Origin of the sequence: Streptomyces sp. NBC_00885 (assembly GCF_045207475.1) — a bacterium.
In the GTDB taxonomy this organism is placed as follows: Bacteria; Actinomycetota; Actinomycetes; order Streptomycetales; family Streptomycetaceae; genus Streptomyces.
On record NZ_CP108796.1, the window covers coordinates 1,374,637 to 1,400,409 of the forward strand.

At 71.5% G+C, this 25,773-nt stretch carries 23 protein-coding genes and 1 pseudogene; 12 read left to right on the plus strand and 12 right to left on the minus strand.

Features of this window, described 5'->3' with window-relative positions:
* Positions 1-143 precede the first annotated feature (143 nt).
* Together OHA61_RS06300 and OHA61_RS06305 are read left to right on the plus strand one after the other, a co-directional pair.
* A complete protein-coding gene (locus tag OHA61_RS06300; RefSeq protein WP_406302146.1) occupies positions 144-1,406 on the plus strand; it encodes an ABC transporter substrate-binding protein in 1,263 nt (420 codons plus the stop codon).
* Between the two features lie 381 nt (positions 1,407-1,787).
* Entirely contained in the window at positions 1,788-2,180 is a 393-nt protein-coding gene (locus tag OHA61_RS06305; RefSeq protein ID WP_406307291.1) for an ATP-binding protein, read from the plus strand.
* Between the two features lie 39 nt (positions 2,181-2,219).
* Here OHA61_RS06305 and OHA61_RS06310 read toward each other — a convergent pair whose 3' ends face one another.
* Positions 2,220-2,585 carry a hypothetical protein gene (locus tag OHA61_RS06310; protein ID WP_406302147.1) on the minus strand — a complete coding sequence of 122 codons (366 nt, stop codon included), beginning with the start codon at positions 2,583-2,585 and terminating at the stop codon, positions 2,220-2,222.
* A gap of 257 nt (positions 2,586-2,842) precedes the next feature.
* Here OHA61_RS06310 and OHA61_RS06315 point away from each other — a divergent pair, with 257 nt between their 5' ends.
* Both OHA61_RS06315 and OHA61_RS06320 read left to right on the plus strand, forming a co-directional pair.
* The gene (locus OHA61_RS06315) at positions 2,843-4,315 is read left to right on the plus strand and encodes a PHB depolymerase family esterase (protein ID WP_406302148.1); all 1,473 of its coding nucleotides are present in this window, start codon (positions 2,843-2,845) and stop codon (positions 4,313-4,315) included.
* A 33-nt stretch (positions 4,316-4,348) separates the two neighbouring features.
* Positions 4,349-5,758: a tannase/feruloyl esterase family alpha/beta hydrolase gene (locus tag OHA61_RS06320; protein ID WP_406302149.1), complete on the plus strand. Its 1,410-nt coding sequence runs from the start codon at positions 4,349-4,351 to the stop codon at positions 5,756-5,758.
* Positions 5,759-5,929: 171 nt separating this feature from the next.
* Here OHA61_RS06320 and OHA61_RS06325 read toward each other — a convergent pair whose 3' ends face one another.
* Positions 5,930-6,148, minus strand: a complete 219-nt coding sequence (locus OHA61_RS06325; protein WP_406302150.1) for a hypothetical protein — start codon at positions 6,146-6,148, stop codon at positions 5,930-5,932.
* A 115-nt stretch (positions 6,149-6,263) separates the two neighbouring features.
* Here OHA61_RS06325 and OHA61_RS06330 point away from each other — a divergent pair, with 115 nt between their 5' ends.
* Entirely contained in the window at positions 6,264-6,749 is a 486-nt protein-coding gene (locus tag OHA61_RS06330) for a peroxiredoxin (RefSeq protein WP_406302151.1), read from the plus strand.
* Between the two features lie 48 nt (positions 6,750-6,797).
* On the opposite strand, the gene OHA61_RS06335 is transcribed toward OHA61_RS06330, so the two are convergent.
* The 5 genes from OHA61_RS06335 to OHA61_RS06355 form a co-directional block, all read right to left on the minus strand.
* A complete protein-coding gene (locus tag OHA61_RS06335) occupies positions 6,798-7,631 on the minus strand; it encodes a hypothetical protein (protein ID WP_406302152.1) in 834 nt (277 codons plus the stop codon).
* Positions 7,631-8,905: a VWA domain-containing protein gene (locus OHA61_RS06340; protein ID WP_406302153.1), complete on the minus strand. Its 1,275-nt coding sequence runs from the start codon at positions 8,903-8,905 to the stop codon at positions 7,631-7,633. Before OHA61_RS06340 ends, OHA61_RS06335 begins: the two co-directional genes overlap by 1 nt.
* Positions 8,906-9,237: 332 nt before the next feature.
* The gene (locus OHA61_RS06345; protein WP_406302154.1) at positions 9,238-10,278 is read right to left on the minus strand and encodes a zinc-dependent alcohol dehydrogenase family protein; all 1,041 of its coding nucleotides are present in this window, start codon (positions 10,276-10,278) and stop codon (positions 9,238-9,240) included.
* Positions 10,279-10,306: 28 nt separating this feature from the next.
* Positions 10,307-12,391, minus strand: coding sequence for a phage holin family protein (locus OHA61_RS06350; protein ID WP_406302155.1), 2,085 nt, complete (start codon positions 12,389-12,391; stop codon positions 10,307-10,309).
* Positions 12,392-12,495: 104 nt separating this feature from the next.
* Complete coding sequence (locus tag OHA61_RS06355) at positions 12,496-12,900, minus strand: hypothetical protein (RefSeq protein ID WP_406307292.1); 405 nt, start codon at positions 12,898-12,900, stop codon at positions 12,496-12,498.
* A gap of 272 nt (positions 12,901-13,172) precedes the next feature.
* Here OHA61_RS06355 and OHA61_RS06360 point away from each other — a divergent pair, with 272 nt between their 5' ends.
* Together OHA61_RS06360 and OHA61_RS06365 are read left to right on the plus strand one after the other, a co-directional pair.
* Positions 13,173-13,937: an MBL fold metallo-hydrolase gene (locus OHA61_RS06360; RefSeq protein ID WP_324990611.1), complete on the plus strand. Its 765-nt coding sequence runs from the start codon at positions 13,173-13,175 to the stop codon at positions 13,935-13,937.
* Positions 13,934-14,614, plus strand: coding sequence for a VTT domain-containing protein (locus OHA61_RS06365; RefSeq protein ID WP_361912310.1), 681 nt, complete (start codon positions 13,934-13,936; stop codon positions 14,612-14,614). Before OHA61_RS06360 ends, OHA61_RS06365 begins: the two co-directional genes overlap by 4 nt.
* Here OHA61_RS06365 and OHA61_RS06370 read toward each other — a convergent pair.
* Both OHA61_RS06370 and OHA61_RS06375 read right to left on the minus strand, forming a co-directional pair.
* Entirely contained in the window at positions 14,594-15,724 is a 1,131-nt protein-coding gene (locus OHA61_RS06370) for an MBL fold metallo-hydrolase (protein ID WP_406302156.1), read from the minus strand. The genes OHA61_RS06365 and OHA61_RS06370 overlap by 21 nt on opposite strands.
* Before the next feature lie 12 nt (positions 15,725-15,736).
* Positions 15,737-16,954, minus strand: coding sequence for an aminotransferase class I/II-fold pyridoxal phosphate-dependent enzyme (locus tag OHA61_RS06375; protein ID WP_406302157.1), 1,218 nt, complete (start codon positions 16,952-16,954; stop codon positions 15,737-15,739).
* Positions 16,955-17,223: 269 nt separating this feature from the next.
* On the opposite strand from OHA61_RS06375, the gene OHA61_RS06380 reads away from it, so the two are divergent.
* The gene (locus tag OHA61_RS06380; RefSeq protein WP_406302158.1) at positions 17,224-18,702 is read left to right on the plus strand and encodes a bifunctional phosphatase PAP2/diacylglycerol kinase family protein; all 1,479 of its coding nucleotides are present in this window, start codon (positions 17,224-17,226) and stop codon (positions 18,700-18,702) included.
* A 292-nt stretch (positions 18,703-18,994) separates the two neighbouring features.
* On the opposite strand, the gene OHA61_RS06385 is transcribed toward OHA61_RS06380, so the two are convergent.
* Positions 18,995-20,194 (minus strand): IS4 family transposase, encoded by a 1,200-nt coding sequence (locus tag OHA61_RS06385; protein ID WP_406302159.1) that lies wholly within the window; start codon positions 20,192-20,194, stop codon positions 18,995-18,997.
* A 272-nt stretch (positions 20,195-20,466) separates the two neighbouring features.
* Between OHA61_RS06385 and OHA61_RS06390 the strand changes: the two are divergent.
* The 4 genes and pseudogenes from OHA61_RS06390 to OHA61_RS06405 form a co-directional block, all read left to right on the plus strand.
* Positions 20,467-20,898, plus strand: a pseudogene (locus OHA61_RS06390) (GNAT family N-acetyltransferase); the annotation flags it as partial.
* A gap of 66 nt (positions 20,899-20,964) precedes the next feature.
* Positions 20,965-21,498 carry a GNAT family N-acetyltransferase gene (locus OHA61_RS06395; protein ID WP_406307293.1) on the plus strand — a complete coding sequence of 178 codons (534 nt, stop codon included), beginning with the start codon at positions 20,965-20,967 and terminating at the stop codon, positions 21,496-21,498.
* Positions 21,499-21,591: 93 nt separating this feature from the next.
* A complete protein-coding gene (locus tag OHA61_RS06400; protein WP_406302160.1) occupies positions 21,592-22,401 on the plus strand; it encodes a methyltransferase domain-containing protein in 810 nt (269 codons plus the stop codon).
* A 51-nt stretch (positions 22,402-22,452) separates the two neighbouring features.
* On the plus strand, positions 22,453-22,806 hold the full coding sequence (locus OHA61_RS06405; protein ID WP_324990600.1) for a VOC family protein: 354 nt from the start codon (positions 22,453-22,455) through the stop codon (positions 22,804-22,806).
* Positions 22,807-22,822: 16 nt separating this feature from the next.
* Here OHA61_RS06405 and OHA61_RS06410 read toward each other — a convergent pair whose 3' ends face one another.
* Complete coding sequence (locus OHA61_RS06410; RefSeq protein ID WP_406302161.1) at positions 22,823-24,802, minus strand: DUF5107 domain-containing protein; 1,980 nt, start codon at positions 24,800-24,802, stop codon at positions 22,823-22,825.
* 51 nt (positions 24,803-24,853) lie between these two features.
* Positions 24,854-25,753, minus strand: coding sequence for an arginase family protein (locus OHA61_RS06415; RefSeq protein WP_406302162.1), 900 nt, complete (start codon positions 25,751-25,753; stop codon positions 24,854-24,856).
* Between the last annotated feature and the right edge of the window lie 20 nt (positions 25,754-25,773).

A 25,773-nucleotide genomic window follows, 5' to 3' on the forward strand; every position in this document is an offset into this window, starting at 1 on the left:
CCTCGCCGCGGATGAGGGAAGCGATTGTTACTTCCTCCGGCTTCGTTTCCCTTTTCGACCGGGTCCTCTTCTGTCATGGCTAACAGGTATGCATAGAGCATACGCCGGGAGGGCAACCGACGCGGCGCGCGAAGGAGGCATCCATGCGGTGGGCGCGGGCCGCCAGTGGCGGGCTCATGGTCGGAGCCCTGCTCCTCGCAGGCTGCAGCGGAGACGGCGGTGGACAACGACCCGCTGACACCGGTCCGATGACATTCGTGACCGGCGGTGACCTGACGGATTATCTCCGCAACGTGCTGAGCGAGTGGAACCGCTCGCACCCCGCCGAGAAAGTGAAGGTCATCGAGCTGCCGGAAGCCGCGGACGAGGTACGCGCACAAATGGCAACCGGCCTGGCTTCGGGCAGTGGCCGCTTCGACGTGCTCAACATCGACGTGACGTGGACCTCGGAATTCGCCGCCGCCGGCTGGATCACCCCGCTCGACGCCGACCGTTTCCCGCTCGACGACTTCCTGCCCCCGGTCGTGGACACCGCCACTTTCCAGGGGGAGCTCTATGCCGTCCCCTACGTCACCAACGCGGGACTGCTCTACTACCGCAAGGATCTGCTCCAGCGGGAGGGCAGGCAGCCGCCGCGCACCTGGCGCGAACTCGAGAGTATGGCGAAGTCGATCGCACCCAAGTACGGCCTCGACGGCTATGCCGGCCAATACCTTCCGTATGAGGGGCTCACCGTCAACATCGCCGAGGTCATGCAGTCTGCCGGGGGCCAGATCCTCAGCGACGAAGGGGCACGGGTCACCGTCGATTCCCCCGCCGCCCGCGAGGGCCTTGATTTCCTCGCCCGTGGCGTTCGCGACGGCTGGATTCCCCGGGATGCCCTGACGTTCAAGGAAGAGGAATCCCGGCGTGCCTTCCAGAACGGCGACCTGCTCTTTCTGCGCAACTGGCCGTATGTCTACGACCTGGCCAATGAGAAGGGGTCCGAGATAGCCGGGAAGGTCGGCGCCGTCCCGCTGCCCGGACCGAACGGCCAGGGTTCGAGCATCCTCGGAGGCTCCAACCTCGCCGTCAATGCCAACTCACGGCACCAGAAGTCGGCGACCGAGCTGATCGCCTTCCTCACCAGCGAGCGCGTCCAGCGCCAGGTACTCACCCAGGGGTCACTGCCACCCGTACGCGCGGCCCTGTACTCCGACCCCGCCCTGGTGCGCAGGTTCCCCTACCTGCCGACGCTCAAGCAGAGCGTCCTGACAGCCAAGCCGCGCCCCAAGAGTCCGCACTACGAGCAGGTGAGTCTGGCTGTCCAGGCAGTCGCTCACGACGCCCTCGCAGGTCGGCAGACATCGGATGAAGCGGTCGCCCGCCTGGCGTACGAGCTGCGGGCCATCGTGCGCAGGGGCTGAGCCCTCCCCTGAGCGCATCAGCCGGCACAGGCTGTCGGCCGACTGCGCAGATCAGTCACCATGCCCGACATTGTCGGACATAACATCTTGATCCTTCGTCTGGGGCCATTGACACGCCCCCCACACACCTACTTAACATGTATGCATAACTCCAGTTTCCGGCTCAGAGGTGCCCCCTCCACCGCCGACACCGCACGGCCGCAGCCTCGCTCTTCTCCGCGGGACATCAGGCCGACAGCGATCCATCACACTCCAGTCCGACACGATTCAGGACGGTCACTGGACATGTATACAACCCAGGTTCAAAGTGGCCGCACAGATGGTGTGGCGGCACAGGAGTCGCCGATGCGGCCCCTGAGCGCCCCGCGGTTCCGCTATGAAATGACCTTCCAGACCCACGATCATTCAGTCCCCGCCACCCGTCGCGCAGCCAAAGCCATCCTCCTGGGGGGCACTCCGGGCATGAAGGACGACTGCCTCGACCGTGCGCTGCTGATCATCACCGAGCTGGTGGCCAACACCGTCCAGCACGCCGCCCGGCTGTCCCCCCGCGCCGAGCTGACTCTCGTGACCGACGACCACTGTCTGACGATCGCCGTCCACGACCGCGATCCCCGCCTCCCCCGCGTGCTGCCCCCCTCGCACCCGGATGACATCGGAGGACGGGGCCTTCGGCTGGTCCACGACCTCGCCGCCGAGGTCGACGGCACCCTGGAAGTCCGCTGCGACCCTGATCGGCGGGGCAAGGCAGTACACGTCTCCTTGCCCCTCTGACCTACCCGGGGCTCCCCCTGCCGTGGGAGACGTTCGACCTCAGGAAACGCGCTTGATCGTCCAGGTGTTGGGGTCATGGCTGGGCACTGCCGAGTACTGACAGGCGCCGCTGTAGAAGCGGTTCACCTGCACCCAGCCCGCCGGGGGCAGGGTGGACATACAGGCGTTCACGGTGGAGCCGATGGGCATGCCGGACACCTGCTGGATCTTCTTCATATTGGGGTTGAACGTGACGCCGCACGCCCAGGTGTTCCACCACTGCACATCGACCCAGCCGGACGGCGTCAGATTGCTGTAGCAGATGCTCTTGGTGTCGCCGGGTGCGGCCGAGGCCGACAGCCCGGGGAGCGCGACGCATGCGACAGCGGTCAGCAGGGCCAGCGTGGCCGAACGGAGACGGACCATGGCGGTACCTCCAGAATCATCGATCTCTCTACGTGAACTCCACAATCAATACCGTTCCTCCGCATATGAAAAGTAGTCAGTTATCGGACTGCGCTGAGGGTGACCGAAAAATGGGCGCCGCCTAGCACCCCATCCCTGCACCCGCAACAGTCCCGGCAGCGCCGTCCCCGCACCGCCCTATGGGCCGCGTCACCATTCCTCCCCCACAGGCCCGTTCCTACTGTGACGGCACCTCGGTACGCCTGCGGGAGGCCCTGATGCCGTTGCGTGAACGTCTGTCCAAGCCGGCCGTCCGTCTGGCCGTCGTCCTCGTGCTCCTCGCGGCCGCCCTGTGGCTGGCGCCAACGCCCGCCGCACAGGCGGCCGTACCCCTGGAGAGGGTGAGCAGCTTCGGCGCCAATCCCGGCGCCCTGAACATGTACGTCTACCGGCCCGCGGGCCTGCCCGCGCACCCGGCCGTCGTGGTCGCGCTGCACGGCTGTACGCAGAGCGCCCAGGTCTACGCCGACAATTCCGGTCTCACGACCTTCGCCGACCGGCACGGCTTCCTGCTGGTCTTCGCCGAGACGACCTCCGCGAACAACGTGAGCAGCTGCTTCAACTGGTTCCAGCCGACAGACAACCGGCGCGGACAGGGCGAGGCCGCCTCCATCGGCCAGATGGTCGCGCATGCGGAGAGTGCCTACGGCGCCGATGCGGCGCGTACCTATGTCACCGGTCTGTCGGCGGGGGGCGGCATGGCCGCGGTGATGCTCGCCGCCTATCCGGACGTCTTCGAGGCGGGCGCGGTGGTCGCCGGGCTGCCGTACGACTGCACCAAGGACACCGGCGCCTTCACCTGCATGGACCCGGGAGTGGACCGTACGCCCGCGGTGTGGGCTCAGCGGGTGCGGGACGCCTATCCCTCGTACTCCGGGCCCTGGCCGCGGGTGGCGATCTGGCACGGCGACAACGACCCGAAGGTCGTACCGAGAAACGCCGATGAGCTGAGGGACCAGTGGACCGGGGTGCACGGTGTGGACCAGAGTCCGGACCGTACGTCCACGATCGGGCCGAATCAGACGCGCCGGGAGCAGTACCTTGCGGCGGACGGCAGCGGGACGGTCGCCGTCGAGGTCGACCGGGTGCCCGCGATCGGGCACGGGACACCGGTGGATCCGGGCAGCGGGCCGCAGCAGTGCGGGCAGACCGGTACCGCGAACTTCATCGACTCGATCTGCTCCGGCTACTGGATCACCGAGTTCTTCGGTCTCGACGGCTCCACGCCGGGTCCGGGTCCCGGCAGTCTCCCGGCACCGTCCGGGCTCGCGGCCACAGGTGTCACCGACACCTCAATCTCCTTGACATGGACGGCAGTCGAGGGAGCGGCGAGTTACGCGGTGTACCGGGACGGGACGCGTATCGCCACCCCGGCGGCCGCGTCCTTCGCCGACACGGGTCTGAGCCCGGGCACCGCTCATGGCTACAGCGTGGCCGCCCGGGACACCGCCGGAACCGAAGGCGCGCGCTCCGGCACGGTCACGGCCACGACCACCGGCGGGGCGGCCGCCGACTGCTGGACCACCGACAACTACCACCAGGTGCAGGCGGGACGGGCCACCACCGACGGCAGCCATGCCTACGCCAAGGGCTCCGGGCAGGACATGGGCCTCTACAACACCTTCGTCACCCACACGCTCAAGGAATCCCCGGTCGGCCACTACGTCGTCGCCGACGGCAACTGCCCCTGACCCCACCGTCCGTACGCCCCAGGAGGTCTCTCCGTGCCCCTGCCCCTCGCCGTTCCCTACGCGGCCGCACTGCTGCTCTCCGTCGCCGCGCTCCCCGCCGTCGCCCATCACCCGGACACCGCGGCGTCGGACCACTGCAACCGGATCGCCCGGCTGCATGTGCCGGGTGCCGAGCGTCAAGAGGCGTCCTGCCTCGATGAGTTGACGACCGCGGGGACGGTCGCATCCGGTCACTCAGACCCGGCCGACTGGGCGGGGCTGACCCCGGCGGGCCTTGCCACTCCCACCGGTGTGCCCGGCATCCAGATCGACGGTTATTTCCCAGACGCGTCCGCCGGCAACACCAACCACGGCTGGAAACACGACGCGCAGTTCGTCGTCCGGCTGCCCGACCGCTGGAACGGCGGCCTTGTCGTCGCGGGCTCCCCCGGCGTGCGCGAGCAGTACGCGAACGACCGGGCCATCGGCGACTGGGTCCTCTCCCGCGGCTATGCGTTCGCCGCGACCGACAAGGGCAACACCGGGGCGGCCTTCTACCGTGACGGCGACGCGCCCGGCGAGGCGATCGCCGAATGGAACGACCGGGTCACCGAGTTGACCAGGGCGGCCCGCGCGGTCGTCGCCCAGCGCTACCACAGACCGCCGTCCCGAACGCTCGCCACCGGCATGTCCAACGGCGGCTATCTGGTGCGCTGGCAGCTGGAGAACCATCCCGGGCTGTACGACGGCGGCGTCGACTGGGAAGGGACGCTCTGGCGGGCGAAGGGCCCGAACCTGCTGACTTTCCTGCCGCCCGCGCTGCGCCACTATCCGCTCTACGCAGCGGGCGGACCGGGCGCGGACGAGGCGCACCGGGCCATGGTCGCCGCCGGATATCCGGCGGGGTCGGAGTTCCTGTGGCCGTTCCACCATCAGTACTACTGGGATCTGACCCAGCGGATCTACCGCGAGGAGCTGGACCCGGGCTACGACGGGCCCACCGAGGCGGGCACCCCGTACTGCGCGCCCGGCACGCCCGCGTGCGACGCGGACTACGTGTACGCCTCCCGGCCGCCGGAGGTCCGCCGTGCCGTCGCCGCGATCGCGCTGACCGGCCGGATCGGAAAGCCGCTGATCACCCTCCACGGCACTCTCGACGTGCTGCTGCCCATCGGTCAGGACTCCGATGTGTACGCCCGCATGGTGCGCGACGCCGGCCGCGGCGGGCTGTTGCGCTACTACCGGATCGAGGGCGGCACGCACGTCGACTCGCTGTACGACGTCTTTCCGGACAATCTCCGGCCGTTGACGCCCTGTCACCGCTCAGCCTTCACGGCCCTGGAGGCATGGATCGGACACGGCAGACAGCCTGTGCCGAGCCGCACCGTGGCCCGCCCGGAAGGTGCCGGTCCGGGCACGCTGCTCGAAGAGTGTTCCCTGGCGGGCAAAGAGACCGGATTCTGAGCAATCCCGGGCCTCACCGGCGCCGAATGTCAGTCGTGTGGCGGCGCACCGGTCGGCGGTGCGCCGGACCGACCGGCTCTGGGGGCGCAGGTGCGAGCGACGATACGGGTGCGTGTACTGGCGGAGGACGGGCCACAGGTGTGGCTCGCCGTGAGCGGCCGGCTGGCGCGGTCAACCGCTCCGATGCTGACGGGGGCGCTGCGCCTGCGGGAGGCCGAGGGCTTCACCGTGCTGTTCGTGGATGTCGGTGCGCTCGCCGTCGACCGCGAGCCGGCCCTCCAGGAGATCCGGGATCTGTTCCCCGGCGGCAGGCGACTGGCGTTCCACGTCATCGGTTCCGCCGATGACATTCGATTGCAACCCGGCCACGATCGCCGGTTCGTCTTCCATCCGGGACCTGCTTCGGCGTGGACTGTGTGGGTTCGCGGCCCTTCGACGATGCCCTCGACGAGGGGCCGCACGGCAGTACGCCCGTCCGTCCGCACTCGTAGCCACAGGAGTTCCCTTGGCAGCATCACCTGAACAAGGCCAGTCCGTCGCCGACTTCACCCTCCCCGGCGGGATTCTGGTCGACGACGTCTTCGAGCGCCGCGAGTTCACGCTGAGCGAGCAGCGGGGCCGCCCGCTGGTCATCGCCTTCTATCCGGGCGACGACACCACGGTGTGCACCAAGCAGCTCTGCTCGTACTCCAGTGGTCTGGAGACGTTCACGGACTGCGGCGCCGAGGTCTGGGCTGTGAGCCCGCAAAGCGTCGACAGCCACGAGTCGTTCGCCCGCAAGTACGGGCTGCGCATGCCGCTGCTCGCCGACACCGACAGGGCCGTCTCACGGTCCTTCGGCATCGCGGCGCCGGGCATCGGGCTGCGGCGTGCCGTCTTCGTCATAGCGGCCGACGGGACGCTGCACTGGAAGCATGTGGCCCTGTTCGGGGCGACGTTCCAGTCGAAGGAGACGCTGGCCCGACAGCTCGCGGCGCTCCAGGACGCGTGACGTACGCGCTCGGTGGCCACGGCATCGCTGCCGTGGCCACCGCCCTGTTCAGAGAGCCGGTGGTACGCGGGAGGGGCGTCCGGATCCGCGGGTGAGGGAGTAGCCGCCGATGGCCGCCAGCGCGCCGAGCAACCCTCCTGCCGCGGTCCAGAGCCAGCGATCGGACCACCAGCCGGCCGACCAGCCGCCGTCCGGCTCGCTGATGGCGGCAGCCGCCTGCTTCGGCGTGCTGCCTTCGTCGTCCCGCGCACGGGTGGCCGTACCCGGCACCAGCGGTGCGGAGAGCGAACCGCCGCCCGCGTGGGCGCCGCCCGCGTCGACCGACGTGGCCTCGACCTCCGCCTTCACCGGCAGGCCGAGGTCTTCCGCGGGCAGATCGGTGACCGTCAGCCGGATGTAATAGCTGCCGGGCAGCGGGTCGTTGTCCCACGGCTCGGCCCAGGAGCGGACCGTACGCAGCGTGCAGGACAGTTCGACCGACGCGGCCTCCTTGGCCGCGCCCCTGCTCTGCATGCCGTACATGCAGGACTGGCGCCTGCGCAGCCCGTCGTACACATCGAGCCGCCAGGTGGACGCGCCGTGCCGGGCCGCCGGCTCGGGGAGCGTGACCGTGGCCTTCACGGTGGCCCGGCGGCCCGCGTCGGCGGGGAACACCCAGTACAGGTAGTCGCCGGCGGACGCCTCGGCGGTGGCCTTGTGGCCCTGCTCGACGGCGGTCGCGTCACGGAAGCCGGTGCCCGCCTCGGTCGGTCCGGCCGTGTCCGAGCTCTTGCCCGGGCTGGGCGACGGGCCGTCCGCCGCGGCCGAGCCGGCCGTGCCGGCCGTGCCGGCCAGCGCGGTGACGGCCAGCATCGCAGTCGTCAACACACGTGCGATACGCATCAGTTGGTCCTCCATACGGCGACGCGCCAGCGTGAGATCCAGCCCCACAGCAGACCGGCCACCAGGCCGGTGAGCACCAGGACCGCGAGCAGCCACCAGCCACGGCCGAGACCGAAGGCGGCCACGTCGGACGCCCCGTCGGGCGCGTCCACGACGTCGACCGTGAGCTCGATGGGCAGGCCGGGCTCCGTCTTCACCGACGCGGGCGCCGAGAAGGAGTTGCTGACCTGGAGGCAGACGGTCTCCGCGGCGGGCTTCACGCCGTCGGAATCCTCCAGCTCGGCCTTCGGATAGCGCAGCCCGGTGGAGATCACATCGGTGCGTCCGTCGCCCGCCTCCGAGCCGCGGACGATCTCGCGGCCGTGGACGGTCACGGCCCGCAGCAGCACGCCGTAGTCGTTGTTGACTGCCCGGTCGGCCGCGACGCTCACCGAGGCGCGCAGCTCCTGGCCGGGCAGGACGTCCACCCGGTACCAGCGGTGCTCGCCGAACTTCTCGCGGTCGCTGTAGAGACCGGCCTTGAGCTGCGGGGCCTTCGTGCACTCAACCGCGCCTTCGGTGGCGACCGGCGTGACCACCGGCTCGGCGGCCCGGTCCACCAACTGGCTCACGCGGTCGGAGAGTTCGTCGGTGTGCTGCACGGAGGTGTACGTACCGCCGGTGGCCTCGGCGATGCAAAGGAGCTGGCTGCGGGTCTTGGCGTCCGGGACCAGGCCCAGCGTGTCGATGACGAGATGGATCCCCTTGGCGGCGATGTCGCGCGCGACCTCGCACGGGTCCAGCGGGGCGCAGGTGTCCTCGCCGTCCGTGATGAGGACGATCCGCCGGGTCGCTTCACCGCCCTTGAGATCCTCGGCCGCGCCGAGCAGGGCGGGACCGATCGGGGTCCAGCCGGTGGGGGCGAGGGTCGCCACGGCGGTCTTCGCCTCGGTCCGGTCCAGCGGCCCGACGGGGTAGAGCTGCTTGGTGTCCTTGCAGCCGACCTTTCTGTCCTTGCCGGGGTAGTTGGCGCCGAGGGTGCGTATGCCGAGCTCGACCTCGCTCGGGACCGCGTCGAGGACCTCGTTGAACGCCTGCTTGGCGGCGGACATGCGGGTCTGTCCGTCGATGTCTCGCGCGCGCATCGAGCCACTGACGTCGAGGACGAGTTCGACCTTGGGGGAGGGTGGCTTGGCTGCCGGTTCGTCGGCGGCGGCGACGGCTGGGGGGAGCGCGGCGGCCAGGGCGGCGAGCAGGCCGCAGGTGGCGGCCGCCAGCCGTTTTCTTGTGATCATCACCGGATGGTATTGATGATCGCGCGACGATCCAAAACGGGTGGGCGGTGCGGGGGTTGGGCGGTGTCGGGGTGCGCCTGCGGCGGGGCTGTTCCCCACCCCGCCCCTTCCCGTAACCGGGGGCGCTGCCCCCGGACCCCCGCGCCTCAATCGCCGGCGGGGCTGAATGTGCGGCTGGGCCGCACATTCAGCCCGTCCGGCGATTGAGGACATGCGGCCGAAGGTCGCATACGGGGTCCGGGGCGAAGCCCCGCCGGGGGCCTGGGGGCGTGCCCCCAGTTCGGGAAGGGGCGGGTAGGGGAACAGGCCCGCCGCAGGCGAACCCGCACCCCCTACCGACCGCGCGGGACGATCACCGTCACCCCGGTCCCGGACCCCCCGCCGAGCGCCGCCAGCGCAGCCGGCGCCTCCGCCAGGCCGATCGTTCTCGTCACCAACAAGTCCGGCCGCAGCGACCCCGACGCGACCATCGCCATCAACTCCGGGTACGCGTGCGCCGCCATGCCGTGGCTGCCGAGGATCTCCAGTTCCAGCGGGACGACCCGGTCCATCGGCAGGTGGACGCCCTGGGGCAGCAGGCCGACCTGGACGTGGCGGCCCTGGCGGCGCAGGCTCTGGACCGAGTTGACGCAGGTCACCGGCGCGCCCAGCGCGTCCAGAGACAGATGCGCGCCGCCACCGGTCGCGGAGCGGACCGCGTCCGCGACGCCCGCGCCGAGGGCGGACGCGTCCACGCACACCTCCGCGCCGAAGGACCGCGCGAGCTCCAGCGCGTCCGGCGAGAGGTCGACCGCGACGACCCTGGCCCCGCACGCCGCGGCGATCATCACCGCGGACAGGCCCACGCCGCCGCACCCGTGGACGGCGACCCACTCCCCCGGCCGCACCCTGCCCTGTGCCACCACCGCGCGGAAGGCGGTCGCGAACCGGCAGCCCAGGCTCGCGGCCGTGCTGAACGACATCGCATCGGGCAGGGCGACCAGATTGGTGTCGGCGTGGTGGACGGGTACGCACTCGGCGAAGGACCCCCAGTGGGTGAAGCCGGGCTGCTCCTGGCGCTCGCACACCTGCTGGGCGCCGCGCGCGCATGCCGCGCACCGGCCGCAGGCGCAGATGAACGGCACGCTGACCCGGTCGCCGGGCCGCCATTCGACGACGCCGTCGCCCACCGATTCGACGACTCCGGCCAGTTCGTGCCCGGGGACGTGCGGGAGGGTGATGCCGGGGTCGTGGCCCATCCAGCCGTGCCAGTCGCTGCGGCACAGCCCGGTCGCCTCGACCCTGATCACCGCGCCGCCGGGAGCGGGCACGGGATCGGGCACCTCGCGTACGTCGAGCGGCCCGCCGAACTCCTCGAACACCACAGCACGCAAGGGGCACACTCCCGGTTCGCCTGACGCTCTACGGCGTCAACGTATCCGGAGGGGAGGCTTCTGCGGCAGACCCGATCGGCATCTGCGGTCCCTGGCACTCGCGCAGCCAGCGCCGCAGCACGCGGTGCACACCCTCGGCGCCGACCACTTCGGCGCCCGGCTCGGCCGGCGCCGACAGGTCGAGTGGTGACAGCAGGAAGGGCTGGGACTGTTCGCCGCCGAGTCCGCCGTGCGAGCCGATCTGTTCCTCGAAGGCGTGCACGGTGCCCGTCTTCGGGTCGAACATCGAGTTGACCATGATGTCGGCGACGTGCGGGAAGGAGTCCGTGCGCCGGACGGCCTCCGCGGCGCCGGGCCCGAAGACGCCCAGCGGGCCGTAGTCGGTCAGCCGGCTGACGGGTACCTCTTCACCGTCGGGGCCGAGGACCAGTGAGCCGTGCTCCTCGCTGCGTACCAGCAGGAAGCCGATGCCCGGGTGGCTGGCGAGCGTCCGCAGCAGCGCCGGGTGGCGGCGCTCGATCTGCTCGCGGCTGAGGCGCTCCTTCGCGTCGGGGAAGGAGATCAGCGCGAGGTTGCCGGAGGCGAGCACCATCGGGTCGGAGCCCGCCTGCGGATGTTCGTCCGCTCCTTCGGCGCGCTGCCGGTGCAGCGCGAGGCGCAGGGCGTCGCCCGCGGCGTCGCGTGCCTCCGCGCCGCTCTTGGAGCGTTCCGCCCGGCGCGAGACGGGCAGTCCGCACCCGGCGCGCACGAGATCCTTGAGGGTGAGTCCGTACACGCTCTCGAAGGTCTCTCCGGGGCTCTGGCCGTGGTCGGACAGCAGCACGATCCGGTAGTCGCGGGGCGCGTGTTCGGCGACCTTGGCCATCAGCGCGATCGACCGGTCGAGGCGTTCGAGCACCAGCGAGGCGTCCTTGCTGTGCGGCCCGGAGTGGTGGGCCACTTCGTCGTACGCCACGAGGTCGGCGTAGACGGCGGTGCGCCCGGCGAGCATGTCACCCATCACCGAGGCGACGACCACATCGCGCTCGATGACCGTCGCGAACGCCCGGATGAACGGGTAGAGCCCGCCGCGCCCGACCCGCGGCCGGTCGCCGCGCAGGCGTGCCCGTGTCGACTGCCCGATCTCACGAGCGACTTCGGCGACGAAGGACAGTGCGGTACGCACGGCATTGGCGGGGTCGGAGAAGTACGCGAAGTAGCCCGCCCTGGAGCGGTTGGCCTTGCCTCGTCTGGCGGCCATGGACAGGACGAGCGCGAGCTGGTCCGCGCCGCCGCTGAAGAGGTTGCCGCGGCTCGCGCCGTCGACGGTGAGCAGTCCGCCGTCGCCGGTGCGCTCGATGGCGCGGCGCTGGAGTTCGGCGGCGCTCGCGGGCCGGTTGCTGACCATGACCCGGCCGCTGTCCTTCTCGTACCAGCGGAAGGCGGGGACGTCGTGGTTGGAGCCGTGCAGGATGCCGAGCTGGCTGGCGCCGGTCTGGCTGGACCAGTCGGTACGCCAGCGGCTGAGCCGGTGGGTGGTGCCGATCCATCCGGCGACGGTCGGCATGACGCCGTCGCCGGCCGCGTTCCGCAGGACCTCGTGTCCGACCCCGTCGAGCTGCAGGAAGACCGTGCCGGGCGTCCCAGGGAGCCTGCCGTCCTCGCCGCGTCTGCGTCTTCGGCGGTCGGCGAGCCGGGAGAGCCGGCGGCGGTAGGCGTTGTCGTCGCGGACGGCGAGCGCGGTGGAGGTAGCCGACGCGACGGCGGACATCACGGCGGCGACGACGACCGCGGTCTCCGGGTTGGCCGCACCGCGCCCGTCGGGGATCAGCCAGAGCGCGATCAGCAGCAGCGAGCCGTTGAGGAAGAAGACCAACAGACCGAGCACCAGGGCCGGTACGAGCAGCAGCGCCCGTACCACGACGGGCCAGACCAGCGCGGTCAGCAGACCGAAGGCGCCCGCGCCCCAGGCGGCGGTGACGGCGGTCCTGGTGATGGAGTCCCCGTCGCCGGACTGCAGCTGGAAGTCGGGCAGCAGCCCGGCGAGCGCCAGCATCGTCAGCGTGGACACCGCCCACACCACGATCACACGCACCAGGGCTCTGCCGGCCGTACGCCATCGCCCCTCGACCACGCCGCTTTCACCTCACCCTTGGATCAGGTCTCCAGCCTGGCACAGGGGCTCAACTTGTCCCGCGGGGTAGTCGGCGGGGTCATGGGCGGGACAGGGCGGTGCGGTCAGCAGCCGTCGTACCCGGCGGTCGGCATGGAGAGCCTGCGATGCACACGGGCTTTCATCGCCGCGTCGTAGACGGGCTCGTCGAGGTTCGCCGTCTCCAGCGGTACGCCTCTGCGTTCGCACTCGGCGAGGAAGTCCGGCAATGACGTCAGGGCGCGGGCGAGCACCCGCTCGTTGGGGGCGACGAACAGATCCACGCTGCCCGCCCCGACGTCGGTCCACAGCGCGCAGTGGTCGGGGCGCAGTCCGTAGAAGAGGAGCTGCCGGGTGACGACATAGCCCTTGTCGGCGGCCCAGCGGGCACACATCGCGTGCTGGCTGCGGGTGTCCACCAGGAAGGGGTCGCGGTCGAGTTCCTCAAGGGGAGTCAGACTGGCGATGGCCGCCACACGTAAGCCGTCGATGGACATGGGCTCCCCCTGCACTCTCGGTCACTGGCCGATGACCCTACTCCGGACAGGACCTAGGGAGTGTCGTCAAAGTAGCGTCGTCCGCCCGGAGGGCGGGCCCGGCGGCGTCTGGTGCGTGCGATCGCAAGGCGGAGGAAGGAGCCCACGCGGAGCGTAGGCGACTGACGACAACGCAGCGAGGGTGCGTGCCAGACGCCGCCGGGCAGACGGGACTTTGACGACACGACCTAGGCTCGTAGGCGTACGGGTGCAAGGAGGAGGCGCGCGTGGAGGTCACCTGGTGGGGTCATGCCACCTGCACGGTCGAGGACTCCGGCGTCCGGGTGCTGACCGATCCGCTCTTCGTGCGCCGGCTCGCGCATCTGCGCAGGCGACGCGGTGAGCTGCCGCCCGCGGAGGCGACGGTCGCCGAGGCGGTCCTGGTGTCGCATCTGCACTCCGACCATCTGCATCTGCCCTCGCTGGCGCGGCTGGCTCCGGGCACCCGGCTGGTGGTGCCGCGCGCCGCGACACGGTCCGTGCCGGGGCTGGCCCGGCTGGGTCTGCGGGTCACCGAGGTGGCGCCCGGTGACGAGGTACGGGTCCAGGACCTGGTGGTGCGGGCCGTGCCCGCGTTGCACGACGGGAGGCGGCTGCCGCTCGGGCCCCACCGGTCGCCGGCGCTCGGCTATGTGATCAGCGGCGAGGCGCGTACGTACTTCGCCGGGGACACCGGGCTCTTCGACTCGATGGCCGAGGAGGTCGGTCCGGTCGATGTGGCGCTGCTGCCGGTGGGTGGCTGGGGTCCGTTTCTCGGCCACGGGCATCTGGACCCGGGACGGGCGGCGCAGGCGCTGGCCTCGCTGGCGCCGCGCGCGGCCGTGCCCGTGCACTACGGCACGTACTGGCCGATCGGTATGGACGGGATCCGGCCGCACGAGTTCTACGCCCCGGGCGAGGAGTTCGTACGCAAGGCGGCTCGGCTGGCTCCGCAGGTGGCGGTGCACCGGCTGGGGCACGGCGAGCGGGTCAGGCCGGAGGCTGCCCGGTGAGTTCGAAGCCCTGGGAGTCGCTCGGGCAGCTGTCCGAGATCGTCGGGAAGCTGCCGCCGGAGTCGACGCAGCAGGCGGTCGGCTATCCGTCGCTGTTTCTGCTGGTGGTGCTGGGTGCGCTGGTGCCAGTGGTGCCGACGGGGGCGGTGGTCAGTTCGGCGGCGGTGGTGGCCTTCCATCAGACGGCCCCGCTGTCGCTGCTGTTCGTGTTTCTGGTGGCGTCGCTCGCCGCGTTCCTCGGCGATGTGACGCTGTACTGGCTCGGCCAGCGCGGGTTCCGCTCCAAGAACGGCTCGCGGTGGCTCGCGGCTCTCAGCGACCGTGCCGCGCCCGACCGGCTCGATCAGGCGCAGCGCAAGCTGGATGAGCACGGGGTGACGGTGCTGGTGCTCTCCCGGCTGGTGCCGGCCGGGCGGATCCCGGTGATGCTGGCCTGCCTGCTGAGCCGGATGCCGCTGCGCACCTTCGTGCGCGGCGACATCCCCGCGTGCCTGGCCTGGGCGGCGACGTATCAGCTGATCGGGATTCTCGGCGGCTCGCTGTTCGACGAGCCGTGGAAGGGCGTGGTGGTGGCGGTCACGCTGACCGTGGTGATCAGCGGCGCGCCGACGCTGTGGCGCCGGGTCCGACGCGGGTCGCGACCCGGCTCGGCGGGCTCAACCGGCCAGCAGGCGTGAGCCGCCCACCGGCAGGTCCCACAGCCCCTCCCGCGGCCGGCCGGTGCGCTCCCAGGCGGCGCGGACCCTGCTGAGCGGCTCCAGGACCGGTTCGGCGGAGAGCACGAACGTCGCCCAGTGCATCGGAGCCATATGACGCGCGCCGAGATCCTCGAAGGCGCGTACCGCCTCTTCGGGGTCGGTGTGCACATCGCTGAGCCACCAGCGCGGCTCGTACGCGCCGATCGGCAGCAGCGCCACATCGAGGTCCGGGTGGCGGCGGCCGATCTCCTTGAACCAGCGGCCGTAGCCGGTGTCGCCCGCGAAGTACACGGACTGGCCGAGCCGGTCGGTCAGCACCCAGCCGCCCCAGAGCGAGCGGCAGGTGTCCAGGAGGGTGCGCTTGGACCAGTGGTGGGCAGGGACGAAGTCGAAGCGGACGCCACCCAGCTCCGCGCACTCCCACCAGTCCAGTTCGGTCACACGGGTGAAGCGGCGGCGCCGGAACCAGCGGGCGAGGCCCGCCGGGACGAAGACGGGGGTGTGGCGCGGCAGTCGCTTCACGGTGGGGGCGTCGAGATGGTCGAAGTGGTTGTGGCTGATGACCACCGCGTCGATCGGCGGCAGATCTTCCCAGCGCACTCCGACGGGCGTGATCCGGGCCGGGGTGCCGAGGATACGGCGGGACCAGACGGGGTCGGTGAGGACGGTGAGCCCGCCGATGCCGAGCACCCAACTCGCGTGTCCCGCCCAGGTGACGGCGACGGTCGCGGTGTCCACGGCGGGCAGCGGCCCCGGCGCGAAGGGCAGCAGCGGAATGTCGCGCAGCCCGTCGGGACCGGGGCGCACGGCGCCCTCCGTGGCGAGGCGGGCCATGGCGCGTACACCGGGCAGGGGCGCTGTGAGCCGGTCGGCGAAGGTCCTCGGCCAGGTGCGGATCTCGCCGAGCGGACGGGGCCGGGAGCCTACGCCGGGGTGGTTCGGCGGTGTGGGGTGAGGTGGCGGTGCGGGTGCGGTCGCCGGTGCCGAGTCGTCTGCGTGTGCGGGGTCGGTCGCCTGTGCCCCGCCGGTTGCGATTGCCGCGTCGTCTGCCTGGCCCGAGTGCTCCGCCTGCTCCGTCTGTTCCGTCATCCGGGGCTCCGTTCAACGCAGTTCGTCGAAGGCCGTTCCAAGCATGCTCAACGCCCCCGCCACGTGCGGCAATTCCAGAGGTGCCGGTGAGGTGAGTGATTCCTGCCGCTGCTCGGGAGTCGAACCCAGCAGCGGCCCGGTGGCCAGCCGTACCCGCAGCGCCCCCAGCTCGTCGTCGAACCGGTGCCCGCCGGGAACAGGCGACCCGATGCGGTCGCTCAGATACTCCTCCAGCTCCATGGAGTCGTTCACACCCCGCTCGGCGAGGCGCGAGCGCAGCGGCCCGAAGTCGGCGTACAGATGGCGGCCCGCCTGCGGCGGCCGGGCCAGGGCGCCGGAGGCGAGCACCGCGCGGTGCACTTCGGCGGCCACGCGCGCGTGCAGGGCAGCCGCCCGCTCCGCCCTTTCGGTGACCGGACCCGGCTCGTCGAGCGCGTGGGTCGCGGCCACCGCGATCGGTTCGGCGACGACCGCGCCCAGCGCGGTGAGGAAGTCGAGGGTCCTGGCCCGCCGGAGCGCTCCCTCGTCGGTGCGCGGGAAGCGGGCGACGGCCACCGGCCAGGAGGGGGGCGTGAGCGCTCCGGCCAGATCGCTGATGATGGTCACGTCCTCGGGGCACATCTCCGCGGGGCTGAGCAGCACCGTCTCATGGGGCCGGTGCAGGGTGTCGCGCCAGGTCTCGTCGCTGATGATGTGCAGCCCCTCGTCCACGGCGGCCTCGCACGCCTCGCGCACGATCTCGGGCGGGGCGACCGTAGCGGTGGGGTCGTCGGCGACGGAGAGCAGCAGCAGCCGGGGCATGCCGCCCTCGGCGCGGACCCTGCGTACCGTCTCGAGCAGGGCGAACGGGTCGGGAACACCGCCGCACTCCGCCGGGGTCGGCACATGGTAGGCGGGCCTGCCGAGCATCCGGACCTGCGGAGTCCACCAGGCGGGGCACGGGCGCGGCATCAGCACATCGCCGTCGTACGCCCCGATCAGGGCGAGCAGCAGGGGCTGCGCGCCGGAAGCCGCGGCCACCTCCTCCGGCCGGGAGCGCAGCCCGCGCCGCCACCAGTAGCCGCAGGCCGCCTCGCGCAGCTCGGGGCCGCCGCCGGGCGGCTCCCCCACGGCGCGGTCCGACGCGGCCGCGAGCACATCGACGAGCTCGGGCAGCACGGGCAGTCCGGACTCCGGGGCGGGCGGTCCGTAACGGACACGGCCACGCTCTTCCGGTGCCGTCCGCTGCATGTGCCGTCACCTCCGCGTGTCCCAGGACCGGTCACCGGCCCACGAGCCCTTTATACGGAGGTTTGCGCGAGCCCGCCGCGCGGGAGCAGCGATCGGCCAGGCATCGGACGACGGTGTCGGGCGACGGTGACCGGGTGGCGGACCGGTGACCCGGCACCCCGCACGGTCCGCCTCCTGGTGGGTGAATGGGTCCCTCCTGCGTGGCGGCGGCGTCCACCGGGTACCCGCGTTCCATGTCAGACGCTCACGCACAGGCTCAGACACAGGGAATGTCGCAGATCCGCACCAGGGTCACGGCGCTGCTCGGCGCGTGGGACCGGCAGGTCCACCACGCCGTCGCGGCCCGGCACTGGCCTCTCGCGGAGCCTGTACTGCCCCGGCTGAGCCGCAGCGCCAACCACGGACTGCTCTGGCTCGGCACGGCTGCCGCCATGGCCACGCTCGGGCGCGGCCCGCGCTCGCGGCGCGCCGCGGTACGGGGCGTGGCGTCTCTCGCGCTCGCCTCCGCCGCCATCAACACCATCGGCAAGCGCTCGGTACGCAGAGCACGGCCGCTGCTCGACGCGGTGCCCGTGATACGGCAGCTGAAGCGGCAGCCGTTCACGACGTCCTTCCCTTCCGGACACGCCGCCTCGGCGGCGGCCTTCGCGACCGGCGTGGCGCTGGAGTCGAAGGGCTGGGGTGCGGTCGTCGCGCCGGTGGCCGCGTCTGTCGCCTTCTCGCGCGTCTACACGGGCGTGCACTATCCGAGCGACGTGCTGGTGGGCGCGGCGCTGGGAGTGGGCGCTGCCTTCGCGCTGCGCGGCGCGGTGCCGACCCGTTCGCAACTTCCGCCACCCGGCCCGCCGCATGCCGAGGTACCCGCGCTGCGCGACGGCGATGGCCTGGTGGTCGTGGTCAACCGGAAGGCGGGCTCGGCGGATTCGGCCCGGCTGGTGCATGAGCTGCTGCCGCTCGCCGAGATGGTGGAGTGCGCGCCCCACGAGCTGGCGGCAGAGCTGGAGAAGGCGGCCGGACGCGGCCGTGCGCTGGGCATCCTGGGCGGCGACGGAACCGTCAACCGTGCGGCGACCGTCGCCGCCGCGCGCGGTGTGCCGCTCGCCGTCTTCCCGGGTGGCACGCTCAACCACTTCGCCTACGACCTGGGCATCGAAGCGGTCCAGGACACCTGCCGTGCCCTCGCGGGCGGCGAGGCCGTCCGCGTCGATCTGGGGCGCTTCACCCCGGGACCCGGCGGCGGCGCCGAACCGGGCCACTTTCTCAACACCTTCAGCCTTGGCGTCTATCCGGAGCTGGTGCGCATCCGTGAGCGCTGGTCGCCGCGTATCGGTGGCTGGCCGGCCGGGGTCCTCGCGGCGGCGCGGGTGCTGCGCGGCGAACACCCGCTGGAGGCCGAGGTTCAGGGCCGCCGCCGCCCGATGTGGCTGCTGTTCGCCGGCAACGGCATCTACCAGCCGATGGGCCCGGCGCCCGGCAACCGCCAGTACATGGCCGACGGACTGCTGGATGTGCGCGTGGTGCACGGTGGTCGCCGGCCGGGGCTGCGGCTGCTGGCCGCGGCACTCGCCGGACCGCTGAGCCGCTCGCCGGTGCACGCGGCGCAGAAGCTGCACCAGCTGCGCATCTCCGGGCTCGCGCCCGGCACACCGATGGCATACGACGGCGAAGTGACCGCAGCGCCACCGGAGTTGGTGGTGGACAAGCAGGTCGAGGTGCTGACCGTCTACCGTCCGCAGGCCCTGCTCTGAAGCCCACTGGGCCGTGTTTTGGAACCAGCGCCGTCCGCCCGTAGGGCGGGCTCCAAAACACGGCCTAGGGCCAATGCCGTTGCTTTACGGATCTGCTGGTTGGGGTCTGGTGATCAGGACGGCTCGTGTGCCGGTGCGGGTGGGCTGGGGCCAGTCATGGTGTTCAGGTCGTTTGAGCCGGTAGTTGGACATCTTGCGTTTCACGACGCGGGGCTGGCTGCGCAGGCGTCTGTTGGGCAGGAGTCGTTCCAGGAGGTCCTGTTCGAGTATCACCAGGGCTCTGACCAGGAGGTCAGGGGGAAAAGCTGCCGGGCGTGACGGTCACGCTGCGGCGGGCAGAGCGCAGGGTTTCGGTGAAGGAGACCCGGTCGGGGTCCAGGCCACGGGTGGCGGCCGTTCTCAGCATGAGCTCGCGCAGGGCGTGGTGGACCAGCAGGTGTGCCCAGATCTGCTGGCGGACGCCGTCGGGGGTTTTGCTGCTGAGGACGACGCGTGCGCCGCGCTGATGAGTCTTGATCTCAGCGAAAACGGACTCGATCTCCCAGCGTTCGCGGTAGAGCGCGGCCAGTTGCCGGGCCGGATACCGTCGGGCGTCCAGCAGGGTGGTGACCAGGCGGTATCCGCCGGCTGCATCCTCGCCGAGCTGGTCCTTGAGCCGGTAGGCCAGGACCCGGACCACGATGGGCTCGTTCCGGGCAGGGTCGCTGCTTGCGCGGATCTGTGACAGCCACGACCCGTCACGGAACTGCCTGGTGACGGGCAGGACGCGGTTGGCGGGCACCCGCCAGAGCAGGTCGGCGCCGGTGGCGGTGAATGCCTGCCACAACGGGACACCGAGGAACTCCCGGTCGGCCAGGACGAGCTGGCCGGGACCGCAGGAACGCGGCAGACGGGCCACCAGGGTGACTTCACCGGTGCGGCAGCCGGCCAGTTCCGCGTCCAGCACCGCATGGCTGCCCAGCTCCACCAGGGCAGCCATCCGCACCTGCGGAAACGCACTCCGGCCTGTCCCGCGGCCGCTGCCCGGACGATCGAAGGCAGCCTCGTTGGCCGCGGTGTCCGCGACGTCCCAGCAGGTCCCGTCCACCGCCAGCAGCCGCAGCCCCCGCCAGAACGCCCCGGGCGTCGCCTCGGTGGCCATCGGCTTGGCCGTCGTGGCGAACAGCACCCGCAAGGGCTCCGAGCCCAGCCGTTGCCGGGCCCGGAACAGCGAGGACTTCGCCGGCACGTGCCAGGCACCGAGCAGTCCCTGGCTTCGCAGACCCTCCACCAGGTGCCGCATCACTTCCAGATACGGAGCCGGAGAGAACAACGCGAGCCCCAGCACGAAGTACAGCACCAGCCGGGCGGGAAGCAGTCGCTTGCGTTGTTCCGCGCAGCCGCAAGCGGCCACCACCCGATCCACCAACCCCGGCGGATACACCCAGGTCAACAGCCCCAGACCCGATAACTCAGAGACACTCACAGCCACCCGAACCACCCCCGGGACCACTGCCAAGCAGCCTACGCCCGCAACCTAAAACAACGGCATTGGGCCTAGGGCCTGTCTTTTGGATCAGGCCGGATCAGTGAGCGGGGTCTGGTGCGTGCAGATGCAAGGCGGAGGAGGGAGCCGACGCGGAGCGTCGGCGGCTGACGACAACGCAGCAGATGTGCGTGCCAGGGCACGCGAGCCCGGCAAGATCCGAAAGACAGGCCCTAGCCCTGGGACTCGCGCGGAAAACCGGATCGACGGGCTCGGCCTGCGTCCCGCACGATGAGCACATGCAGATCCGCCGCGCGCAGACCCATGACGCACCGGGGATCGCCGCGGTCCACGTACGGTCCTGGCAGGCGGCGTTCTCCGGTGTCGTGCCCCAGGAGCATCTCGATTCGCTCGATCCCGCGCGCGAGGCGCTGGCCTGGACGGGACGGCTCACCCAGCCCCGAAGACCCGCCGCGGGTGTGCTGGTCGCCGAGACCCTTGAGGGGATCGTCGCCTTCGCCTCGTACGCACCTGGCCGCACCGCGGGCACCGCGGAGATCGGCATGCTGTACGCGCTGCCGGAGGTGTGGGGCACCGGCGTCGGCTCAAGCCTGCTGGCGGCCGTCGTCGACGAGCTCACGGAGGCGGGCTGCACCCGGGCCACGCTGTGGGTGCTGGAGGCCAATGACCGGGCCCGCCGGTTCTACGAGGCGTCGGGCTGGCGCCAGGACGGCGCCGTGGAGGTGGACACGAGCTCCGGCCTCCCACTGATCAAGCTCCGCTACCGGCGCCCGCTGCTGCCACGCCTGGCCGCCGAGTCAATCCGCACCGAACGGCTGGTGCTGCTGCCGCTCGCCGTCGAGCACGCGGACGAGATGGCGAAGGCCCTGGCCGATCCCTCCCTGCACACCTTCATCGGCGGTGCGCCCGACACGGCCGAAGCCCTGCGTTCGCGGTACGCCCGCATGCTGGCGGGCGCGCCCGATCCGGCCGTGTCCTGGTGCAACTGGGTCATCAGCCTCCGGGCCGAGTCCTGTCTCGCGGGCGCCGTCCAGGCGACGGTGAGCCCCTCGGGACACGGCCGCGCGGCCGAGGTCTCCTGGGTGGTCGGCACGCCCTGGCAGCGCCGGGGTGTCGCCACCGAGGCGGCACGCGCGCTCGTCGGCTGGCTCGCGGACCGGTCGGTGCACACGGCCGTCGCCCATGTGCACCCGGACCATCTCGCATCGGCGGCGGTCGCCGCGGCGGCCGGCCTGAGGCCCACCGACCGGGTGCGGGACGGCGAGGCGCGCTGGCAGGCGGACCTCGCTGTGAGCCCCCGGCCTTCCTGACGCGGGCTCGTCCCATATGACAAGACGCGGGTCTCGTCATGCGGGACTGCGGCGTACGGTTGCCGTACCCGCTTCCGGAGAAGGAGTTCGGCCATGTCGAAGGAGACAGCCGTCTACACCCATGGGCACCACGAGTCGGTGCTGCGTTCTCACCGCTGGCGGACGGCCGCGAACTCCGCCGCGTATCTCATCAGTGAACTCCGGCCGGGTATGGACGTGTTGGACGTGGGCTGCGGTCCGGGCACCATCACGGCCGATCTGGCCGATCTGGTGGCGCCGGGCCGGGTGACAGCGGTCGACGCGGCTGAGGACGTACTGGTCCAGGCGCGCGAGACCGCCGCCGAACGGGGCCTCGACAGCGTCCGCTTCGAGGTCGCCGATGTCCACGCGCTGGACTACCCCGACGACTCCTTCGATGTCGTCCACGCCCATCAGGTCTTGCAGCATGTCGGCGATCCCGTGCAGGCGCTGCGCGAGATGCGGCGGGTCTGCCGCCCCGGCGGCATCGTCGCGGCGCGCGACAGCGACTACGGCGCGTTCACCTGGTTCCCCTCACTCCCCGCGCTCGACGACTGGCAGCGGCTGTACCGGCGCGTCGCCCGCGCGAACGGCGGAGAGCCCGACGCCGGCCGCCGACTGTTGTCCTGGGCCCGTGCGGCGGGCTTCACCGACATCACCGCGTCCGCCGCGGCCTGGTGTTTCGCGGGGCCCGAGGAGCGCGCCTGGTGGAGCGGCCTGTGGGCGGACCGTACGACCGCGTCCGTATACGCGAAGCTCGCCGTCGACGGCGGGCATGCGACAGCGGAGCAACTGGCGGCGATCTCCCACGGCTGGCAGGAATGGGGCCGCCAGGACGACGCCTGGTTCATGGTTCCGCACGGCGAAGTGCTCTGCCGGGTATGACAATCCGGCAATCGATTTCGTCGCCCGCCGCCGCGAACTACGCTCGCTCGTATGGAGATCCTCGGAACCACGCTTCGTATCTGCGTCGACGACCTGGAGGCCGCGGCTGCCTTCTACGAGCGGCTCACCGGAGCCACGCCCCTGCGCTTCGAGCGCGGCGGGGTCTCGGTGGCGGCCGTCGGCTGCTTCCTGCTGATGAGCGGACCGGAGTCGGAGCTGGAGGTGCTGCGCAAGGTGACGGCGACGATCGCGGTGAAGGACGTGGACGAGGCCTGCGCCACACTCTCCGAGGTCGGCGCGCGGGTCGTCGCGGGTCCGGTGCCGACCCCGGTGGGCCGCAATCTGATCGCCGTGCACCCGGACGGCGCGGTGTTCGAGTACGTCGACCGCAAGGCCGCCGTGTGAGCTGCGGTCGCCCTCCTCAGCCCCCTGACGGGCGCATCCGGTAGTCGTACGCCTCGGGCAGCGGCTCGTCCGTGATCCGGGACCACACCTCTTCGAGGGTCTCCGCGCCCTCCCGCAGGTCCGCCACCTCGAAGCCCGCGTCGAAAATCGCGCGCGCCTCGTCCTTGCGGCCCTCGGCGACGAGGAGTTGGGCTTCGACGAGCCGGAAGCGGCCGCGCTGCTGGACCGCCGGACGCAGCCGGTCCCAGACCGCGCGGGCCTCGGCGGTGCGGCGGGCGGCGAGCAGTGCGGCGATGGCCTCGCGGCCGAGGGCCGCCGTCGCCGACGTCCACGTCGCGCCGTCGTCGCGGCGCTCCTGGCACAGGTCGTCGAAGGCTTCGGCGTAGCGGTCGGCGGCGCGCGTCGTCTGGCCGCCTTCCTGGTCGGCGACCGCGAGGCAGCGCAGCAAGGGCCAGCGGGACGGAGCGAGTCCGAGGCCGCGTTCCCAGCTGCGTACGGCCTGGGCGAGGTCGCCCGCGTGCCACTGGGCGACACCGAGGTGGTACTCGGTCAGCGGTTCGGCGGGCGCGGTCTCCAGCATGTCGCGCCAGTGCGGTGCCACGAGCGAGGGACCGGGCGGAACGACCCTGCGGGGCGCAGGGAAAACGCCGGTCCTCAGCAACTCCCGCCAGGGCGCCTGCTCTTCGCCGAGTGTCGACTCGTCGAAGGGCGTGCCCGGCAGTTTGTGTCCGCCGCGCAGCACCTCCAGGGCTCCCCAGCCCGATCCGGTGGCGAGCCGCTCGCCCGGTTCGGCGTCGGCGCAGGGCCGCCAGGCCTCGTACGCGGCGTCCACCGCCTCCCGTGGCAGCGCCTGCGCCAGCCGGGCCTCCACCTCGGCGCGCGCCGCGTCCCAGTCCTCGCCGTGGACAGCCGCGGGGTCGGCGGCGAGCGGTCCGTACGACTCCAGCCAGCTGAACTCCCCGCCCCCGTCAAGGCGTACATGCTCCAGCTGGGTGCGCGCGAGCCCCGCCTGGATCTCCGCGTAACCTCCCGTGCCTGGCTCGGTCAGCCATTGCTGCCAGCGCCGTCCCCCGCGCCCCGAACCCCAGAGGAAGAGCTTGCGGCCGCGCAGCGCGTCGGTCGAGGTCTGGACGAGGCCGTGGCCGTCCGCGTCCAGCGAGGCGATCCACTTGCGGGCCTCGGCGGGCACCTCGTAGAAATAGTCGGCGGGATACTCGCTGCGCAGGGGGTACGTACGGTCCACGCCCCGGAATTCGGGCACGGGCACCCGGCGCAGGCTGCGCTCGTATCCGAAGTGCCAGGCCTCCTCGGCGGGGGCGAGCACACGGGTCGCCTCGTGCTCCTCGACGGCTATGTTGGACCACCAGTAGACGGGCGCGGGCCGCTCGTGCGGATTGCGGACCCGTACGCCGACATGGAGGAAGTCGGAGCCCTCGGGCAGCCACAGATCGACCTGGAAGGGCAGATCGCGCAGCCTCTCCCACTCCCAGAGCCTGACTATCTCGCCCCCGTCGGGCGCTGGTACGACGGCGGCGTGCAGCGGTGCGCAGGACAGCGTGGTGTGGCCCGTGGCGCCGATGTTCCACTCGATGCCGCCGGAGTACCAGGCGCCGTTGAGCGCGAAGTCGGCGGGCTGGAACACGGGGTTGCGGTAGAGGAGTTCACGCCCGGTCGGCTTGTGGTGCAGTGAGTGGATACGGCCGCCGAGGCCCGGCAGCACCGTCGCCCGCAGCCGCTCGTTCTCGATCACGATGGCGTCGAGCGGGGTCTGGGTGCGCCGGCGGCCGTATCCGTCGAGCACCCGCACCGGCAGCAGTGTGCGCAGTGGCTCGTACCCGATCTGCCGTGCCATTTCGCGCGGCAGCTCCTGCTTGGCGCGCTCGTCGATGGCGTGCATCTCGTCGAGCGGACGCAGTGCGGGCAGCGGATTCGGCGGCCCCACGGGCGCGGCCGGCAGGGTCACTACGGTACGCCGCACGGTTGTCATGGCGACCATGGAACACGGAGGTCGCCGCCCTGACCAGGGGCTCCGCAGGTCAGACTTCGGTCAGGCTTCGGCAAAGGCGGCGACGATCAGGGCCGTGAGCAGTTCACCGGCCGTGCCCTCCGGGTCGAGATCGAGGTCATAGACGGTCACATTGAGTCCGACACAGCGCTCGGAGCGCACCAATCGGCGCAGCAGAGTGGTCACTTCGGGCGCCAGCAGGCCGTCCGGGTCGGGGCTGTCGACGGCTGGCATCACGCTCGGATCCAGTACGTCGGCGTCGAGATGTACCCAGAAGCCGTCCAGCGCGGGCACTTCGAGCGACTGCGCCACGACCCCTGCCACGTCCGCGACGCCCCATTCGCGCAGCTCCCCCACCGTGGTGGTCGGGATCTTCAACTGGGCGAGTTCGGCCCGGTCTTCGTCGAAGTAGTCCCTGATTCCGAGCAGCCGTACGTCCTCGTCGCGCAGATAGGGCCGCAGCCCCTCGATGTCCGTCAGGTCCTGTTGTCCCCGCCCGGTCGAGAGCGCCAGTTCCTCTCCGGCTGCCGCGCCGACGTGATCGGAGTTGCCGGGGTGACGGAAGTCGGCTGAGGCGTCGATGGCCGCCAGGCCGTACCGCCCCAGGCGGCGCAGCGCGAGCGCGGCGCCGAGCTGGATGGAGCAGTCCCCGCCGAGGACGAGGGGGAAGTCCCCTGCGCCGACATGCCGTTCGATCCGGTCGGCGAGCCTCGGGGTGTACGAGGCTATGGCGGCGGCGTTGAAGACGCCGTCGCCCTCCTGCCAGTCGCCGCGGTCGTAGCGCGGTGGCGCGACCACCCCGCCCTCGAAGGCCCCGAGCCGCTGCACGATCCGCTGTTCGCGCAGGGCGCCCGCGAGTTTGTAGCAGCCGGGGACGGTACCGGGAGCAGGAGGCCGCAGGCCGAGATTGGAGGGAGCGTCGACGATGACGATGTTCCGCATGCGTTCCATCCTTACGCCCG

What these genes read in the sequence shown, in the direction of transcription:
- OHA61_RS06300 (WP_406302146.1), top strand. Translation starts at nt 144, where the DNA reads ATGCGGTGGGCGCGGGCCGCCAGTGGCGGGCTCATGGTCGGAGCCCTG.
- OHA61_RS06305 (WP_406307291.1), top strand. Translation starts at nt 1,788, where the DNA reads ATGACCTTCCAGACCCACGATCATTCAGTCCCCGCCACCCGTCGCGCA.
- OHA61_RS06310 (WP_406302147.1), bottom strand. Translation starts at nt 2,585, where the DNA reads ATGGTCCGTCTCCGTTCGGCCACGCTGGCCCTGCTGACCGCTGTCGCA.
- OHA61_RS06315 (WP_406302148.1), top strand. Translation starts at nt 2,843, where the DNA reads ATGCCGTTGCGTGAACGTCTGTCCAAGCCGGCCGTCCGTCTGGCCGTC.
- OHA61_RS06325 (WP_406302150.1), bottom strand. Translation starts at nt 6,148, where the DNA reads ATGGAAGACGAACCGGCGATCGTGGCCGGGTTGCAATCGAATGTCATC.
- OHA61_RS06335 (WP_406302152.1), bottom strand. Translation starts at nt 7,631, where the DNA reads ATGCGTATCGCACGTGTGTTGACGACTGCGATGCTGGCCGTCACCGCG.
- OHA61_RS06340 (WP_406302153.1), bottom strand. Translation starts at nt 8,905, where the DNA reads ATGATCACAAGAAAACGGCTGGCGGCCGCCACCTGCGGCCTGCTCGCC.
- OHA61_RS06370 (WP_406302156.1), bottom strand. Translation starts at nt 15,724, where the DNA reads ATGACGGAACAGACGGAGCAGGCGGAGCACTCGGGCCAGGCAGACGAC.
- OHA61_RS06375 (WP_406302157.1), bottom strand. Translation starts at nt 16,954, where the DNA reads ATGCAGCGGACGGCACCGGAAGAGCGTGGCCGTGTCCGTTACGGACCG.
- OHA61_RS06380 (WP_406302158.1), top strand. Translation starts at nt 17,224, where the DNA reads ATGTCGCAGATCCGCACCAGGGTCACGGCGCTGCTCGGCGCGTGGGAC.
- OHA61_RS06400 (WP_406302160.1), top strand. Translation starts at nt 21,592, where the DNA reads ATGTCGAAGGAGACAGCCGTCTACACCCATGGGCACCACGAGTCGGTG.
- OHA61_RS06405 (WP_324990600.1), top strand. Translation starts at nt 22,453, where the DNA reads ATGGAGATCCTCGGAACCACGCTTCGTATCTGCGTCGACGACCTGGAG.
- OHA61_RS06410 (WP_406302161.1), bottom strand. Translation starts at nt 24,802, where the DNA reads ATGGTCGCCATGACAACCGTGCGGCGTACCGTAGTGACCCTGCCGGCC.
- OHA61_RS06415 (WP_406302162.1), bottom strand. Translation starts at nt 25,753, where the DNA reads ATGCGGAACATCGTCATCGTCGACGCTCCCTCCAATCTCGGCCTGCGG.